The following is a 17,079-nucleotide window of genomic DNA, read 5'->3' as shown; positions in this document are numbered from 1 at the left end:
ACCGGGGCAGTCAGACTGATGACAAACCTCATTCCTACCCAGAGCGAGTAGAGGTCGATAAATAAAAATCAGGAAAATCAATTTATTGATTTTCGGCCGATCACCACAAAGCAGGAAAAACCACGCTTTTTCCTGCTTTGTCAGCAACCTAACTGCCCCAACCGGGGCAGTTTTACTCCCCTATACCCGGCCGTAAAAGGTCATTCTGGCGCTTTCCGACAGCGCGATATCCGGCTGCGCATTATAAGCCAGCACCACCAGCATCCGGGTGATGTCACCTTCGGTCGGCGTGACCCTATGCATGGCGTTGCGGCCACGGAACAGCACCAAATCCCCCTCTTCCATCGCCAACGGCTTCACCGCTCGTTCACCGTCCAGCACCTGGGAAACCCCGGCGTAATTCATCTCGCCGCGGTCGGCATCGCGCAGGTTTTCCACATATTCAAAGCGCCCACCGGCCTGCGGTTTCTGGATCAACAGCGTGATGGCGAACGACGAGTTATCGAAATGCCAACCCAGTTCCTGCCCATGATGGGCATAGTGCAGATTGATCGAAGACAGACTATCGGCGTAGGGATACAGACACTGTTCTTCCAACACCGCGCAGAGAAAATCGCGGAACGGTTGCGCGTCATACAGTGTGCGCAGCGGCGATTGCTGTGGGATATCCTCATCGGTAATGCAGCCCTTGGACGAGACCACCAGCCGGTTGCGTGCATGATCCGGCGGCAGAGTTTCATCCTGCGGCCTGAGGTAGACGTTATGCTTGCTGGCGGCATAAAACGCCGCATGGCTGTGCTCCGCCCCTTCCAGACGGATAGTCGCCAGCGCCGCCGCCGTCAGAAAGCGCGGCAGCACCAACGCTCCCGCCGTATCCAGCGTAGCTTTGCATTGTGCCTGAAAGGCCGGATCACCAATCGGGTTGGCGGATAAATCAACGATATGAGCGAGTGGCTGCATCAGAGACTCCTTAGGCATAGCGGCCGGATAACCCACTGTAGCGAAAGCCGGATTGCCGTAATAACAAAAATACGTTAAGGATGAGCCAACCAATTCTTAGTGATAGCCACCATGAGCCCAACTTCCCGTCCTCGTCTGCCCAAACTGAGCGCCATTCTGGCATTTGAAACCGCCGCCCGCACCGGCAGCCTGGCCAAAGCAGCAGATCACCTGGCGTTGACCGCCGCCGCCGTCAGCCAACAGATCCGCCAGCTTGAGCAACAGCTGGGTATTGTACTGTTTATCCGCGCTAAAAGCGGCGTGACGCTGACCGAACAGGGAACGGACTACCTGGCCTACGTGCATCAGGCCTTCGAAACGTTGCGCGTGGCACAACAGCATGTCGATCGCCAGCGGGGCAAGGAAACGCTAACGGTATTCGCCTTGCCGGCATTGGCGTCAAAATGGCTGAACCCGGCGATCGGCGATTGGTTGGCCCGGCATCCACAGGTGGATATCCGCCTGCACGCCACCCATGCCGAAGTCGATTTCGCCGCTTCCGCGGCGGACTTTGCCCTGTGTTTTGGCGATCAGGGCTACCCGCTACTGGAAAAGGTGCGGCTGTTTCAGGACTGCGTACAACCGGTTTGCAGCCCACAATTGCAGGCCTGCGGCGACTGGACCCAACAGCCGCTGATCCATGTGGATTGGGGCAAGGAAAGTCAGTTCCTGCCGGGCTGGCATGACTGGTTCAGTGCCGCCGGGTTGCCGCCGCCACAGCGGCGTGGCCTGACCTACAACCTGACCTCACTGGCGATTGACGCCGCGGTCGAGGGCCACGGCATTTTGCTCGGCCAACAGAGGTTGATCCAGCGCGAACTGGCCAAAGGGACGCTGGTGCCGCTGGCAGAACCTATACTGTCGCTCAGCAAGCCTTACTACCTGGTGTATCCACAGCGCACGCTGGAAAAACCCAAAGCGGCCGAATTTCTCAGGTGGCTGCAAAGCATCGCGCCAGTGGACAGTGACCGCTAAAGGCTACAGCAGCCACTAGCCGATTTTGGACATCATCTCGCCCAGCAGCAGGTTGGTCGCACCCGGCAGGTAAACCTCGTTGCCGGCACCGGGGGTCAGCGTCAGTTCACCAATGTAGATTTGCTCGCGGGTGAGGTAGAAGTCGACGCGGCAATAGTCCAAGTCTGCCGCAACGGCTTTCGCTACCCGGATCATTTCATGCCAGAACGCCGGTTTTTCATACAGAGTATTGACCTGCGGGATATCCGCTTGGGTAAAGAAACAGTGATGAGCATGCTCGTCTAAAAATTCCAATGAAGTCGGCTCAGGTCCGCCACGCAACAGCTCTACGAATAAATAAGCCTGTTTACCGTTAAAAACATGCACCTTGTAGTCAATCAATTCACCTGCCGTTTCAATATCCAATAGCTGTTCGACGATAATCTTCTGCGGGATATTAGCGTAGTGTTTTTCACGAAACCTTTTCCAGTAGGTTATTTCAGACCATTCGTTAAGAATTTTCTCAATATCGGAGAAAGTAACTTCGCTTTTATCTTTGACTATCTTGACCTGTTGCGAGGCATTATTAGTCTTGATAACAAAAGATTGAGGCAAGGAAAGGTAATCTTTTTCTGTGAAATTATCGCGAATCATAATGATGGGGGTTAGGTACTTTTCCGATACCCGCTGTGCAATATAGTCTCTGACTGCCACCTTGTCCGCTAACATACTGAAATCACGGCATGGGTAGCGCATTCTCCGATAAATTTTCTCTGAAAATGTCTTGGGGTGTTTGAAGTTAATCCAGGCACCATGGGAAAGGTAGTGGCTGACTTGATAATAGATAAAATCGGGCGCGGCCCGATAGAGTCGTTTTGCGAGTTTTCTCATTCTTCTCTTTCTTCCATGAATCTAGCATAGGGATAAATACTGCTGACATTCCGATTATTGCATCTTAATTATAAAACCCTGTGAGTCATTCCTTACAGAGGGTAAGGAAATAATCGGATGATTCCTATTATAAGGTGCGACAGGGAAAGTCCCCATGAAATTAAAATTCATAGATATCAAGATCGTGAGAAATGCGTTTTGGATGATATCCGAAAAAATGGTGTCTATCCTTGGCGTCATTTTTATCACCGCCTATATGGCGAGATATATCGGCCCGGAAAGCTTTGGCAAAATCACCTTTGCCACCGCGATTTTCGCCATTACTCAAACGCTGGCACTGCTGGGTTCTGATACCGTGCTGTTCAAGCGGATTAGCCGCAACCCGGCCTCGGGAACTGCCTTGATGTTTTCCACCAACCGGCTGCGTCAGGGCTGCTTTGTGTTGTTCTCGGCGGCAATATTGATTTACACCGGGCTACGGGAAGATTTCATCACCTTCTACTTTTGCGCCGCCACCTTTGTCGCCAGCTTCTTCTCACTCAGAGACGTCTTTACCATCTATCATGATGCCCGGCTGGAGTCGCGCTTCAATACGCTGGCCAACGTCAGCGGCCTGGGCAGTGCGCTGCTGGTGCGTTATCTGATCGTTTATTTTGATCTGCACCTGTATTACCTGGCGATCCCGATCGTGATGGTTTATTTGATCCCCTATCTGATCCGCCACCATATCTATCACCGCCGTAATCCGCGCTTTGTCGCACCAGCTCGCGTTCGCCGCAAATACGTGCGCTATCTGCTCGCCAGCGGCCTGCCCCTGGCGGTCTCCAATGTCTCCATCGCCATCTACACCCGGCTGGCGCAGCTGTTCCTGATGTGGTTCGTCTCCGCCGAAGCGCTGGGCATTTACTCCGTTGCCATTACGCTGGCCACCGCCTGGATGTTTGTCACCGACGCGGCTATCACCTCGTTTTTCGCCAAAATATTCGCTTATCAGCGTGATGACGCCATGCGCACCGCCGCCAAACTTAATGGGCTGGTGCTGGCGATTGCCGCCGCGATCGTCGCCGGCATCTTTTTGCTCGGTAAACCGGTGATTGTGCTGTTGTACGGCGAGCAGTATTTAGCGGCTTACCCGGCGATGGGGGTGTTGGCAGTTGCCACCCTGCTTTCCGCTCTGGGTACTCTGGCCTACAAATACATTGTGATTTTCTCCGGCTACGGCTTCTTGTCGAAGAAGATGTTCCTGGTATTTATCATCAATATTCCGCTGTCATACTGTCTGATCCGCCAATACGGCATGATGGGCGCGGCCTACAGCACCCTGCTGACCGAGTTGTTGTCGCTGACTCTCCTCAACTACTTCTTCCGCCGTGGCACCGTATTGCAGATGCACCTGCGCTCGCTGAATCCTTTGACCTATATCCGGCGACCGGTTAGCCATACCCACGGCTAGCTCTCCAGCTCGACCACCCTTACGTACAAGGCCGCAAGCAGCGACAGGTCAATCAACATGGCAAAAGCGTAGGGAAACCCCGTTACTCCGCTAAAACTCGATTGGATCAGCAGGACAGCCGCAACCGTAAGGACACTCCCTGCAATCAGCAACGCGCGTCGGCGCAGAGCATGGCCGTCGCTGTTAGTGCCTCGACGTATCGCGGCGCTGTAAACCATTCCCTGACCCAGGCCGGAAATCGCCATTGCCGAAAACAGCTGCAGCTCGTTTGGCAGACCATGCAAGACCAGGATCAGCAGCAAGGTGCCGACGGCACTGATGACAAACCCATGGCGTACCAGGCTCAGGCGACTTTTGCTCTGGAACACTTTCAGCTGCATTAAAAATATGGCCAAAACAAAGGCAATACCAAGGCATGCCAGCAAAGCGATCAGCTGCAGCGGGTTCTCCAGCACATAGAGTTTTAGTAACAGTGCAACTTGCGCGACCAGCCCACTGACTAAAAGAATACCCGCATTGGTTTGTGCCTGCTGTTGCGCAGACGCGGCAAAAGGGACGGATAAAGGAGACGTGCTCATAATGATCCTCACTATATAAAAGCGGCGATAGAAAATTTATTTCATCCTTACAAGGAGGTATGTTGAGCCTATCGCATATATAATCAGGCAATCAAAGTCAGAGTTTTCACCCATGGATGAAAATAACTCATCATGAAATCTTCCCGTTTACCGCCTCTGGGCGCACTGCGCGCCTTCCATGCGGTGGCCGATTGTCTTAGCTTCAAGCAGGCTGCCGGGCAACTGAATGTCAGCGCCACCGCTGTCAGCCATCAAATCCGTTTGATTGAATCCATGCTGGAGTGCCGCGTATTCGAACGCAACGCGCAGGGAGTGAAGTTGACCGAGGCCGGACACTTGCTGTATACGGGCACCCAATCCGCCTTTACCGCCCTGGAAGAGTCGGTAAAAAAAATTGATCAGGCCAGACAACCTCCGGCGCTGACCATTACCACCACCTCGAACTTTTTGACCAATTGGTTGGTGCTGCGCCTTGAAAGCTTTAAGGCACAATTTCCCGAGATTGATTTACACCTGCATACCAGCGTGCAAAGCGTCGACTTAACGCAGCGTACCGTCGACGTGGCAATACGTTATCGTGAAACCGCGGAAATGGGCCTTCACAGTACCTTGCTATATGAAGATCGGTTTATCGTGGTTGCCAGCCCGGCACTGGCCTTGAATACCCTGAATGACCTGCATCGCACGACGCTGTTTCACGTCGAGAACAGGCATGTGCCTGCTGAAAATCCTGACTGGAAACACTGGCGGCAAGGTTACGGGCCGGAGAACCTGAATATTGCCAGAGGCCTGTATTTTAGCGATGAAACCCATGCGTTGCAGGCCGCCGTGGCAGGGCAAGGGGTGGTTATTGCCAGTAAGTTGCTGGCAGAAGATTTGATAAAACGCAAAATGCTGGTGGCGCCTTTCGATTTGTCTTTGCCCGGTGCGAATTATTATCTGGTGGCGCTGGAAGACACTGCCGAACGCCCCGACGTCGTGTCATTACGCCACTGGATGCAGAAAAATATGCACCCCGGTACGCTGGAGTAAGGACTTATTGACTGAGCCTGGAGCTTAATGCCAATGCAGTACCACGGCACCGGCCAAGACCGTTAACACACCCAGCCACTGTATGGCGGCAAGCCGCTCACGCAGCAGCAAGGCACCCAGCAGCGCAGCAATGCCGCCAGACAGGGTGCTCAGCACCGTTACCACAGCCACCGATCCGCCATCGGCCCCTACGGCAAAGGCGCTAAAGCCACCCAGATTGAGCAAACTGGCAGCCAGCAACAGCCCGCCCTGCCGCCAGCCTGGACGTGCCAGCAATGCACGCCGGTTAGCGCTCAGCGCCAGCAGGGCCGTTAACCCCAGCGTATAGCCGAGCCACAGGCTGACACTCGGCCCCAGCACCGGCAGCGTGTATTTCCCCTGTAGCCAAAAACCGGTGCCATAACAGCCTGCGGCGATCAGCGCGAAAGCCATCGCCGGTAAGGCCGACGAAGAGTTGTCCGGCTGCCGAGCAGGGCTGACGGCGGTCAGCATCACCCCCAGCAAACAAATAACCAGCCCCGTAAGCGTCAGCCCCCCCAAAGGTTCACCACTTAGCCACGACAACAGCGTGGTAACCGCACCGTAGCTGGTGACCAGAGGGGCCACCATCGCCGCCTTGCCAATAGCGAAGGCCTGTGACAACGCCAGTGAACCGCCGACGATCAGGGCAGCGGCCAGCAATGCCAGCCCCCAAACCATGCCGGAAGTCGCAAAGACAGGAACCGCCGTTGCCGGTAATAAGGCCGTAAAAATCACAAAGCCAATCGCCTGCGAAAAAAATACCGCCCTGCGCACCCCCACCGATCGGGCGTTGATACCGACCAAAAAATCCGTGCCCCCCCAGCACAGCGCGGCGGCCAGCCCCATCACAATGTCCACGCGATACTCCCGTCAAATATTTGCCCTAAAAGTAAGCAAAAAATCACTTGTGGAACATCGATAGATTGGCAATATGGTTGAATGAAACTCAAGCTGAATGCTCAACCTCGCCTGCCCTCCCTGAAAGCCTTGCATACTTTCGAGGTAGCGGCGCGCTGCGCCAGTTTTACCGAGGCAGCGGAAGAGTTGAACGTCACGCTGGGAGCGGTCAGCCGCCAGATACGTCATCTGGAAAACGAGCTGGGCGTCGAGCTGTTTCACCGCAAGGGGAACGCGGTAGCACTCAACGACACCGGCAAACAACTGGCTATCGACGTGACCCGCGCACTGACGTTGCTGCAAAAAGCCAGCGATCGCGTCCGGCCAGAACAAAAGCAAACGCTGAAGCTGACCTGCACGCTGGGCATTGCCAGCCATTGGCTGGCTGCACGCCTGCCGGCACTGCGCCGTGCCGATCCTGATGTTTCACTGGTGCTGGATGCCAATGAAAGCCTGCGTGACCTGGCCAATGGCGAGGCGGACATTGCCATCCGTTATAGCCCAGCGGCCAACCCGCCACCGCACTCCCGCGAGTTGCTCGCCGATGCCTTTGCGCCGTTAGCCAGCCCGGCCTTTCTCGCCGCACATCCCAGCCGTATCACGGCCGCCGATTTGGCGCTGTCGCAGTTGATCCACTCGCCCTGGAAGGACGGGCAGAAGATCGGCATCGCCGGCTGGCAAGATTGGTTCGCCGCCTTTGGCGAAGGCACCACGGCACCGCGCGGTATTCTCACCTTTAACAGCGTCGGCCATGCCCTGCAGGAAGCGATAGAAGGTAACGGCATCGTACTCGGCAGCCTGGCCGTCGCGCAGGATGCATTAGCCGCAGGCAAGCTGGTGCCGGTGTTTGGCGAGCACGGGCAACTACCTTGCGCCTATCAATATCGTCTGTGCTGGGCGGACAGCGCGTTCGTTAGCACCACCACCCGTCGCTGGGTCAATCTCCTGCTGCAAGTGGCAGGCAAACCCCCGGCGTTCTGACATAGCACTTATTGCCCTCACAACTTTGCCAAACCCAACTATTTTATGTTCAATTTTTCTGCTGTGAGATAAGCCGTGGACAGACAACGCTACCTGCAACATCTTGGATTCGCAGGCATCCCCAAGCCCGACCTTGCGACGCTGCAACAGTTACACCACGGCCATATGCTGAAGGTCCCCTTTGAAAACCTGAGCATTATTTATCAGCAGGGGATCCATCTGGAAGAAGAAGCGCTGTTTAATAAAATTGTCGAACGCAACCGCGGCGGCTTTTGCTATGAGCTGAACCGGCTGTTTGCTCTGCTGTTGCAGGACATCGGTTTTAACGTGCAGTTTATTTCCGGCGAGATCCGCGCCCGCGACGGCAGCTTCGGCGCGCCCTTCGACCATATGGCGCTGAAGGTGGCGCTGGATCAGCCGTATCTGGTGGACGTGGGGTTTGGCGACTCGTTCCTGACGCCGCTGAAGATCACCACCACCGAGCAGCAACCGCAGACCAGCGGCACCTTCCATTTAGAACAGGAAGGCGAGACCTATTACCTGGAGCGCAGAAACGGTGATCACCGCTCGCATGCCAAAACCCTGTACCGCTTTACCCTGCAAGCCCGTGAGCCGAGTGAATTCGACGGCATGTGCCACTACCACAGCACCTCGCCACAGTCGCATTTTACCCAGCGGCTGGTGTGCTCGCGGCCAACGGAAAATGGCCGGGTGACCCTCAGCGAGAACAAACTGATCATCACCGAAGATCACCAGCGCCATGAATCGACGCTGCATTCCGAAGATGAACGGCGTGCAGCGCTGATGCGTTATTTTGGGATTGATCTAGAAAGTTGAGAATACCACCGCGGCGGATGAAGCACTTCATCCGCTAAATAGCTGCGCACTAATAGTGCTACAGATGAAGAGTGTTCAGGTTATGCGCCAGGCTTTCCATTCTTTTCAGCTAATAAAATGCGCGCAAACACGCTTTCCATTTCACTCACCTTTTTTATAAATTCCTCTGGTGAATACACTACCCCGGCGTGTGCAATATAGTGCAGCGCCATTTCACGAGACTTTTGCGTCACCCATTGATTTCTTAACATATTCATATCCTTCAATAATAAAATGCCATCCACCGCCACTCAGACAGCAGACTTCCGGTATAAAATTAATTAAATATCTTCGACAACTTGACTAACGAATAGGGGGTGTTATCTAAACCCAACTTCTTCAGCGCGTTGATTTTTTGGCTGCTGATGGTTTTTATGCTCTTGCTTGTTCTGAAGGCAATGGTAGTTGGACTCAAACCTGACAAGGTAAGTTTCAGAACATTATATTCAATAAAAGATAAAACCTCACGATTGCCTTTAGGGCCAGAAAAATCTCCTCCTTCTATGACTTCACGTTCAAACACCTCAACGCCTGCATCCTCCTCGATAAACCTGAGCGTTTTCATGGATAAATATTCCATGATCGCGATAACCCGCTTTTGCGCAATGAAGATGATATCCCGATGTCCGCAAAAATGAGGACTCCTTAGCAAGGGTAAAATGGTTGGGTAGTCGTCATCGGTAATATGAATTAACACTATCGCCTGACCAACATCACCCCCGCTAAAATAATCCGGCCCAATAAATGCCATTTCATAGCCTGTTTTATTTTCAAACACGGCCTTTAATGCCAGCCTCGTGAACTGGCATTGACTCATCAATAATATTTTTTTCATATCAATAAACACGCTAGAGAGTAAAACAGATATCTGGGGTAGACCGTGATCTATACCCAAAATAATTGGAGTTGCATTGAGGCGGCCAGTCTGCAAGACCCTGGGAGCATAGATAACTATGTGACCTAGGCGAACAGACGCAGCCAACAAAAATGCAGCATCAAGTATGAAGGGTATACGCCTATTGCCGTCAGAAGCTTGAACGCGCAAACCGCCTGTCATGAGGAAACAATAACGCCGCCTCATACCGCAGTTCATCGGCCCGAACATATTGTTGCTGTTGATACAAGATAACCAACAGGTTGGCGTAAACGTTTTTATCAATGCGGTGATTCAGATAACGCTGCGCCCACTGGGCATAGGTTTCCAGCCGCTGCTCGTCACGCGTTCGGTTAAAGGCGAGCAAGCCTGCCAACTGGCGATCAAACTCCAGCCGATCGTCATGCATCCAGCTGGCCCAGCCCGGCAAGGCGTCCACCTGCCGCATCTCCTGCAACCCGCCGCGTTCCGCCTGGGTCAATACCTGCCCGCTGTAAAACCCGGCCACCATCACGAACAGCGCCGCCAGTGACAGGGCCAGCATCGGCAGCCGCCAGCGTTTTAACCCCGTACCGGAGCCAAGGCGCGGACCGACCAGCCGATCGAGCATTGCCAGCAGCAGCAGGAACACCAGCCAGTGCAGTGCCGACAGGTAAAACGGGTATTCGGTTTGGCTATGCAGCGCAATCGGCAGCAGCGCCACACACAATGCCAGCGCCTCGCCCGCCGATGTTTTGCCGCAGGCAGAAGTCCGCTGGTCATGCCAGCAGGCACGGGCTGCCAGCTTGAAGCCCGCCCACACCAACAGCAGCATACCCAGCAGCGCGACCATGCCCCCTTCCACCCACCACAACAGCAATTCGTTATGTGGGTGACGAGCAATCCCCACGCCATGCGTGGATAAACCTTGCGCCAGACGAAAGTGTTGAAAGTTGTATTCGAAGCCGCCGTACCCCCAGCCAAGGATCGGTTTTTCGGCGATCATCGCCAACGTAGAGCTCAGCATCGCGAAGCGCGCCTGATTGGAGCCAGTATGACTGGTGTAACGCATATCGCTCCCCAACCACAGCACCATGGTTGCGGCGATGACACCGCTCACAACCAGTACTGAAGCAATCGTTACAGCCCGCGGATAACGGCGGCCAAAGCACAGGAGAACTGCGCCTAACACCAAAACGCCTGCCAGCCAACCGGTGCGGGATTGCAACCACACTAGCAGCATCGGCAACAGCACCAACGCCGCAGCCAGCGCACGGCGGCGCCAGCGTTCAGCCCCCAACGTTGAGAGCTGAAAGCCAGGCAACACAAACGCCGCCAGTGCCAGCGCGGATCCGGTCGCGATAAAACTGGCAGTGACGTTGGGCTGCTGAAAAATCCCCAGAGCGCGCCCACCGTTTGCGGGCACCCAGAATTGAGCAAGCTGAGGCGCAAACAGCTGCACTCCCCCCATTATCGCCTGCACCACCGCCGCCGATAAAATCAAATACAACACCGCATGGCGCTGGCGTGCGGTCATGCGCACCTGCAGCCAGGTGAAATAGAACGCCGCTCCGGCAAATAAGCCCGCCAGCCGCCAAACGGCGGCACTTTGCCATTCGGGCCGGGTAAATATCACCGGCAGCGCCAGCACTGAACATGCAACAAATATGGCGCGACAGGTCGGCGTTATCACCATCCGGCGCAACGGTGTTGCCCGCCAGCAAACACCCATTAATAGGGCCGCACCGCCGTAGACCAGCAAATTAAATGGCAGCGACAATCCGATACCGCCGGGGTTGGGAATATATATCACCAACGGAATAAAAAGCAAAAATATAAATAAGAAAAAAATACGATCGAATATCATAAAAAACCTGGCAATATTATAAAAAAATGGCGTTAGAAATAACGCCATTGTGATTATGAAAATATCGGCTAAGCGTAAAACTTAACGATAATTGGCGTACAGCACGATGCTTTTAGCCGCCACGCCCATCTTTAATACCTCCTTCGCGCTAAGTTCGGTTTGATACGTGACGGTCTGCTGACTGCCGCTTTGCACGTTATCCCAAAACTTGACTGGCGTTTCGAAGGCGATTCTCCCTGCCTGGCCCTTAATACTAAAATAAGTGCCGTTACCCAGATCCAGAGCGGTATTACTCTCCACCAACCCGCCGCCGGGCGAAGAGAAGATCAGCGCAACAGCTAATTTGCTGCCGGCATCGCAAGCCTGGCTCTTAACCGCCGTCACGCTCAAGGGTTTGGTGGCGATCAATCCCGGTGCCGTAACCGATGAGATAACGCCAAAATCAATTTCACGCGGCACATTGATGGTAACCGAACAGTTCGAGACTTTGATTCCCGCCATCCCTTGCAAGATATAGCGGTAATTTTTCCCCTGTGTAGGGTTAATGCCCCCCACCCCATCCAGTTGGAACACAGCCACCCTATCATTGCCTCCCTCTTTTATTTCGCCGGTTTTCTCCAAATAAATTTGATATTTGACCTGCCCCTTTTCCGGTTTGTTTTTCAAGCGCCACATGTCGGTTTGCAGCTTGCTGCCGGCCTTGACGATACCGAGATCCGCATCGTTATAAATCAACCCCATACCAATGCCGGGGCGCACCACATCCCCCACCGGGTTACCATAGAAATAAACCCACTCGCCCTTGGTGCTGCCTTCAGCCCAACACACTACGTTGCGCGTCATAATTCTTGACGTCCATAGACGGCTACCTAACGGCAAATCTGCGGCCACGGTCAAAGTACCGATATTTTCGCTTTCTTCGGTGATGCCATTCTCACTATCAAGATGACATTCCAGCGCCAGTACTCCCCGGCCGCAGGCCAATAAAACACCACACAACCCCAAATGAGCAATAACCCTCTTCCCTATTTTCATCACGCTATCTCCAGTGGTTTTATTCACATCGGCGCGTAAGCGCCGAATGTCCAAAAACCTGCGGCCCGAAACCACGAACCGCCGTGAACACGCGTTGCAGCTCCCTAAGGAAATACCCGCTGATACCATGCTCACGTTAGGTTAAATCACAGACCCTGGATGAAAATAAAGAAACAATCGAATCATACATGTTATTATTTTAACTACATTCCTACCAATACTGTCTACGGAGCGATTGTCCGCAGATCAATCCTTCATTCATTATCTGAATAAACGCATTACCCTGACTTTCCAGTTACCGATATTTCTCCTGTCTGTGGCTTTCAGACTCAAATTAATAAAAACGCGTTATTGGCAGGCATTCACCATTTTTACGCTTAACCTCGATAGGGTCGGAACCCCAGTTGGCGAATATTGCTCGCGTTGGGCTGCTGGAAAATACCGAATACATGTGAGCATGCAGGAGTGACCCAGTATTGTGCAATCGCTGGCGCAAACAGCGGCAACAGCACGATTAACGCCTGGACCGCAGCCGCCGATAAAATCACATACAACATCGCATGGGGCTGGCGTGCGGACATGCGCATCAGCAGCCAGGTGAAATAGAACGCCGCCCCGGTGAATAAACCATCCAACCGCCAAACGGCGGCACTTTGCCGTTCGGGCCGGGTAAAAATCAGCGGCAGCGCCAGCACTGAACATGCAACAAATATGGCGCGACAGGTCGGCGTTATCACCATCCGGCGCAACGGTGTTGCCCGCCAGCAAACGCCCATTAATAATGCCGTTCCTGCGTAGACCAGCAAATTAAATGGCAGCGCCAACCCAACCCCGCCGGGGTTGGGGATATATATAGCCAGCGGAATAAAAAGCAAAAATATAAATAAGAAAAAAACACGATCGAATATCATAAAAAACCTGGCAATATTATAAAAAAATGGCGCTACACCCAAAACAATTCGGGTTGTAGGAAGGCGGCAGGTCTGAGAATCCCCTAGTCAAAGCATTGCAACTTGAAGTATGACGGGTATACCAATAACGCCATTGTGATTTTGAAAATATCGGCTATTGTAAAACTTAACGAGAATTACCGTACAACACGATACTTTTCCCGGCCACACCCATCTTTAATACCTCCACAGCGCTAAGTTAGGTTTGAAGTGACGGTCTGCTGATTGCCGCTTTGCACGTTATCCCAAAACTTGCCTGGCGTTTCGAAGGCGATTTTCCTTTCCTGGTCCTTAATACTAAAATACGCACCGTTACCCAGATCCAGAGCGGTATTACTCTCAACCAAGCCCGCCGCCGGGCGAAGAGAAGATCAGCGCAACAGCTAATTTGCTATCGGCATCACACGCCTGGTTCTTAACCGCCGTCCGGCTCGAAGCACACCTTGGTTACAAGGGGGGATTGCACTCCTCGCACGCACACCAAATCGAATTGGACACTACATCACGATTTCCGTCGGGCCCCCACCACCCCGCAGCCATTGTGGACAGGGTCAACGGATTATTTTTCACATCGCCCGAGCACGGGACTATTGCCAAGACAGCATATTGACTCGCCCCGCGCCCCAATTGCCATCCCGCCGTAAACAACAGGCCCCCCCAAGTCCTGTGCAGCAGAGGGTTCACTCCGGGAGCTATCACGGCATCACCGTAGCACGGAGAGCTGTACGTCGTGATCGTTGTCTATTGACCCATAGGGGTGAACGCATCCACAGTCAATTCGGAGAGACCGCGATCACCACCGTCCCCGAATACATACCCGGCTCTCCCGTTGACGCGGCCACGCGCGTGGTGACTTGCAGCTGCGAGTCCCCGACGACGTGTGTTTTGACCGACGCCAGAACCCCCGGTGCGAGGTTGAACTCATCTGCCCCCACCACTTCGACTTTGGGACTCCCCCCACAGTCGATCGCCGTAGTTCGGACGCGTTCAGACCAAGCCCCATTCTGCAACACGCCGTGATCAGCCAGGTCGAGAGTCCCGACCGAACATCGGGTCGACGGAGGAGAGGATTTGATACAAAAACGGGACCCCGCGTTTGCCGCGACGTCGGGCCAGATATCTCCGTAGGGTGTGTGTAGTCCACCACCCCAGAGTACACCCGCCATCACACATTCTCCGCCCGGGCCAGCCCCTGCGTGTGCGCCCCATGTAGTCCCAAACGTGCACGCGGAGGGATCCCGAATAGACCAGTCCGCCAGTTTTCGGTTGCGAAATTTACATTGTTTGCTCATGGTAGGACGGTGTTCGTTGTTGTTTGTCCATTTGCAGCCCGAGAATCTGAGACCAGGCCCCCCATATTCGCAATGAAGACCATACAGGGCGAAAGCTTCCTCCGAGTCTGGACGGGTAATCCGTGGGACTCCGGACTCAATCAGTGCAATTTGCCCCGAGTACATGACGGCCCCACTACAAGCCCCCTGGGGGCCGTCCTTGCACGATACGATCTTGGCCTCTGTCGCAACAGGCCAGAGGACCGACCACGTCGGTGTCGAGTACCCACATATCACGAGGATCAGGGAGAGAAGAGTATATTGTGTTTTTCTGGTCATGGCAGTGCCACCGTTGTATGGTATGAGAAAATCGGGCAGGTCGAGCACCTTAGACCTATAGTGAGTGCCGGATGTGATTAATTAATTCGTATGTCATTGACAATCGAAATTATTCCCCAACATCCTCCGTGCCCATAATGTCCACCGTGCCTCGTACGTCCGCACTCGCAACTCAGTCTCTGCCTTCGACAGCTTCTGCCTGCGAGCTTGCTCGTAAAGCCGCGCGCGTCGTGCACGATGGTTTTCCAGCGCTCTGGGCGCTATGGTGGCCCCCGTGGGGGTAAACCATACCCCCAGCCAGTCAAAACCCTGTGCAATCCTGCCCAGTTGGGTTTTGTCCGGGTGGGTTTCAAAGCCGCCCAGGTCAAAAAATTCATGCAGCCGCTTAACGCTGCGCCGCAGTTGCCAGCGGGTGCGGGTAAACAGCAAAAAGTCATCCATATATCGCGCATACCACAGGCCCTCCTGCGCATTAAAATAATTATCTACGTGATGCAACAAGCTGCCGCCAATCAACGGGCTCAGCGCGCAACCCCGGCAGATGCCGTTGGGCGGGGTATAAAACTCACCGCCATCTTCTACGCTGTAGTGCACGTATTGCTGAATCACATCAAACAATACCGGGTCGGCCACATGCCATTTCAGTTGACTGATCACCTGCTGTTTACGGATGTGCCGGTAATAACCGCGAATATCCGTTCGGTAGACAAAAGCGTATTCTCCGCCGGCCAGGGCTACCCGTACTTCCGCCGCCGAAACCACGCTACCGCCATGCCCGCGCAAGTGCATGCAACGAGCGGGTTTTGGCAACAGCGGCTCCACCAATAACGCGGCCCACTTCAATATCAGCGCATCCTGCGCACACCACTGCACCCAACTGCGGCCACCCCGCCGCAACACCTGCATCGGTGCCAGGCGATAACGCCCGTTTTGCAGTTGCTGCCAGAGCTGTTCCCCTTGCTGCGCCCAGTGAAAGCGCAAATGCCAGATGTCGGCATTGGGCGGCGCATGGCGGCGACGTTGGCACAGCCAGCGCCAGGCGGCTTGCCATGCCGCCGCGTGGTTATTCATATTCCAGGCTAAAGGTCGCCACCGCGCTGAACGGCCCGCGTTCGATGGCTTTATGCTTCAGCGCGTCCGGTTCACCCTGCACGTAGGCCTGCGCCGTCAGAATGTTGGCCCCGCTCACCAATGCCTGCGCCTTGCCTTGCCGGTTAATCGGCAACGGCTCGCCCTGCGGGGTCTCCATGCCGATGGCGATGCCGCTGGCCTGGCTGGCACCGTTCAGTGCCAGCAGCCCCGGCAGCGCCGCGCTTTCCGTGCCGCTGAAGGTCACCCGGACCGTTTTACCCAAACTGAGATCGCACTGCGCCAGATGCAGCTTGAACGGCTGGCCGGGGGTACGGGTGTTCATATACAGGTACTTGTCGATCACCGTGTCAAAATCCAGCACCACCGTTTCATCACCCGGCGGGATCACACAGGGTTCCGCCACCAGCGCGCCGTGCAGGCGCATATTCTCCGCCGCGAGGCTCCATTGGCTGCACAGCAGCAGTGCCGCCGTTGCGCACCAGGCCACCTTGTTAACCATGGCTATTCTCCGGCTCATTGGTACACCGCCAGCAGGGTAGCCGTCGCTTCAAACGCCCCTTCTTTCAGCGCTGCACCCGGTCGCTTGACCGGCACCGCCGCAAGCGTTGGCGGCGCGTTCAGCTTGATGGGGATCGGCTTATTGAGGGTAAATCGCTTGCCGTTTTGCAGCAGGCGGATAGCCAGGTCATCCATGTTGCTCTCAACTGCCGCCTCGTCGTAATCCGCCGGGGTACCAACCACTTCCAGCGTCATATTCCATGCCCCGGCACCGGGGCTGCAGGTGATCCGGTAGTTCACCGGTTGCAGATAGTTAACGCCATCCACTTTGGTCACCCCGACACGGTTGCCGAAATTCACATCTACCTCGCCGCCGTCGTTGATGGTGCACGGCGGCGGTTCGATCAGGGTGCCGGAAAATTTCATGTTGTCCGCCGCCACGGCCGGGCCGCCGAGGGCCATTAACAGAAAAATGCTGCCATATCGCGCCAT

The 17,079-nt window shown here is 54.6% G+C and carries 17 protein-coding genes; 5 read left to right on the top strand and 12 right to left on the bottom strand.

The features are described 5' to 3' along the window. Positions 1–180 precede the first annotated feature (180 nt). Positions 181–960, bottom strand: a complete 780-nt coding sequence (locus ACUTQ5_RS02355; RefSeq protein WP_445649910.1) for a HalD/BesD family halogenase — start codon at positions 958–960, stop codon at positions 181–183. Positions 961–1,071: 111 nt separating this feature from the next. Between ACUTQ5_RS02355 and ACUTQ5_RS02350 the strand changes: the two genes are divergently transcribed. Further along, complete coding sequence (locus ACUTQ5_RS02350) at positions 1,072–1,974, top strand: LysR substrate-binding domain-containing protein (protein WP_445649909.1); 903 nt, start codon at positions 1,072–1,074, stop codon at positions 1,972–1,974. A 15-nt stretch (positions 1,975–1,989) separates the two neighbouring features. Here ACUTQ5_RS02350 and ACUTQ5_RS02345 read toward each other — a convergent pair whose 3' ends face one another. Continuing rightward, the gene (locus tag ACUTQ5_RS02345; protein ID WP_445649908.1) at positions 1,990–2,844 is read right to left on the bottom strand and encodes an ATP-grasp fold amidoligase family protein; all 855 of its coding nucleotides are present in this window, start codon (positions 2,842–2,844) and stop codon (positions 1,990–1,992) included. Positions 2,845–2,998: 154 nt separating this feature from the next. Between ACUTQ5_RS02345 and ACUTQ5_RS02340 the strand changes: the two genes are divergently transcribed. Continuing rightward, positions 2,999–4,297, top strand: coding sequence for an oligosaccharide flippase family protein (locus ACUTQ5_RS02340; protein ID WP_445649907.1), 1,299 nt, complete (start codon positions 2,999–3,001; stop codon positions 4,295–4,297). Here the strand turns inward: ACUTQ5_RS02340 and ACUTQ5_RS02335 are convergent. Continuing rightward, positions 4,294–4,875, bottom strand: coding sequence for a hypothetical protein (locus ACUTQ5_RS02335; protein WP_445649906.1), 582 nt, complete (start codon positions 4,873–4,875; stop codon positions 4,294–4,296). The genes ACUTQ5_RS02340 and ACUTQ5_RS02335 overlap by 4 nt on opposite strands. 132 nt (positions 4,876–5,007) lie before the next feature. On the opposite strand from ACUTQ5_RS02335, the gene ACUTQ5_RS02330 reads away from it, so the two are divergent. Beyond that, complete coding sequence (locus ACUTQ5_RS02330; protein ID WP_445649905.1) at positions 5,008–5,907, top strand: LysR substrate-binding domain-containing protein; 900 nt, start codon at positions 5,008–5,010, stop codon at positions 5,905–5,907. 24 nt (positions 5,908–5,931) lie between these two features. On the opposite strand, the gene ACUTQ5_RS02325 is transcribed toward ACUTQ5_RS02330, so the two are convergent. Beyond that, the gene (locus tag ACUTQ5_RS02325; protein ID WP_445649904.1) at positions 5,932–6,786 is read right to left on the bottom strand and encodes an EamA family transporter; all 855 of its coding nucleotides are present in this window, start codon (positions 6,784–6,786) and stop codon (positions 5,932–5,934) included. Between the two features lie 81 nt (positions 6,787–6,867). Between ACUTQ5_RS02325 and ACUTQ5_RS02320 the strand changes: the two genes are divergently transcribed. Together ACUTQ5_RS02320 and ACUTQ5_RS02315 are read left to right on the top strand one after the other, a co-directional pair. Continuing rightward, the gene (locus tag ACUTQ5_RS02320; RefSeq protein ID WP_445649903.1) at positions 6,868–7,806 is read left to right on the top strand and encodes a LysR substrate-binding domain-containing protein; all 939 of its coding nucleotides are present in this window, start codon (positions 6,868–6,870) and stop codon (positions 7,804–7,806) included. Between the two features lie 75 nt (positions 7,807–7,881). After that, entirely contained in the window at positions 7,882–8,643 is a 762-nt protein-coding gene (locus ACUTQ5_RS02315; RefSeq protein WP_445649902.1) for an arylamine N-acetyltransferase family protein, read from the top strand. Between the two features lie 80 nt (positions 8,644–8,723). Here the strand turns inward: ACUTQ5_RS02315 and ACUTQ5_RS02310 are convergent, their stop codons facing one another. The 8 genes from ACUTQ5_RS02310 to ACUTQ5_RS02275 all read right to left on the bottom strand — a co-directional run bounded on the left by ACUTQ5_RS02310 (position 8,724) and on the right by ACUTQ5_RS02275 (position 17,079). Next, positions 8,724–8,894 carry a hypothetical protein gene (locus ACUTQ5_RS02310; protein ID WP_445649901.1) on the bottom strand — a complete coding sequence of 57 codons (171 nt, stop codon included), beginning with the start codon at positions 8,892–8,894 and terminating at the stop codon, positions 8,724–8,726. Between the two features lie 65 nt (positions 8,895–8,959). Further along, entirely contained in the window at positions 8,960–9,739 is a 780-nt protein-coding gene (locus tag ACUTQ5_RS02305) for a LuxR family transcriptional regulator (RefSeq protein ID WP_445649900.1), read from the bottom strand. Then, positions 9,708–11,402, bottom strand: coding sequence for a Wzy polymerase domain-containing protein (locus ACUTQ5_RS02300; protein ID WP_445649899.1), 1,695 nt, complete (start codon positions 11,400–11,402; stop codon positions 9,708–9,710). Before ACUTQ5_RS02300 ends, ACUTQ5_RS02305 begins: the two co-directional genes overlap by 32 nt. A gap of 81 nt (positions 11,403–11,483) precedes the next feature. Then, the gene (locus tag ACUTQ5_RS02295; RefSeq protein ID WP_445649898.1) at positions 11,484–12,512 is read right to left on the bottom strand and encodes a fimbrial protein; all 1,029 of its coding nucleotides are present in this window, start codon (positions 12,510–12,512) and stop codon (positions 11,484–11,486) included. Between the two features lie 302 nt (positions 12,513–12,814). After that, positions 12,815–13,348, bottom strand: coding sequence for a hypothetical protein (locus ACUTQ5_RS02290; protein ID WP_445649897.1), 534 nt, complete (start codon positions 13,346–13,348; stop codon positions 12,815–12,817). A 1,742-nt stretch (positions 13,349–15,090) separates the two neighbouring features. After that, positions 15,091–16,068, bottom strand: coding sequence for a reverse transcriptase domain-containing protein (locus ACUTQ5_RS02285; protein ID WP_445649896.1), 978 nt, complete (start codon positions 16,066–16,068; stop codon positions 15,091–15,093). Beyond that, positions 16,061–16,588: a fimbrial protein gene (locus ACUTQ5_RS02280; RefSeq protein ID WP_445649895.1), complete on the bottom strand. Its 528-nt coding sequence runs from the start codon at positions 16,586–16,588 to the stop codon at positions 16,061–16,063. Before ACUTQ5_RS02280 ends, ACUTQ5_RS02285 begins: the two co-directional genes overlap by 8 nt. Positions 16,589–16,602: 14 nt before the next feature. Beyond that, a complete protein-coding gene (locus ACUTQ5_RS02275) occupies positions 16,603–17,079 on the bottom strand; it encodes a fimbrial protein (RefSeq protein ID WP_445649894.1) in 477 nt (158 codons plus the stop codon).

Source organism: Serratia sp. NA_112.1 (genome assembly GCF_052691715.1).
The sequence above is the reverse complement of the archived record's forward strand: the minus strand, read 5'-3'. Positions and strand labels throughout refer to the sequence as shown.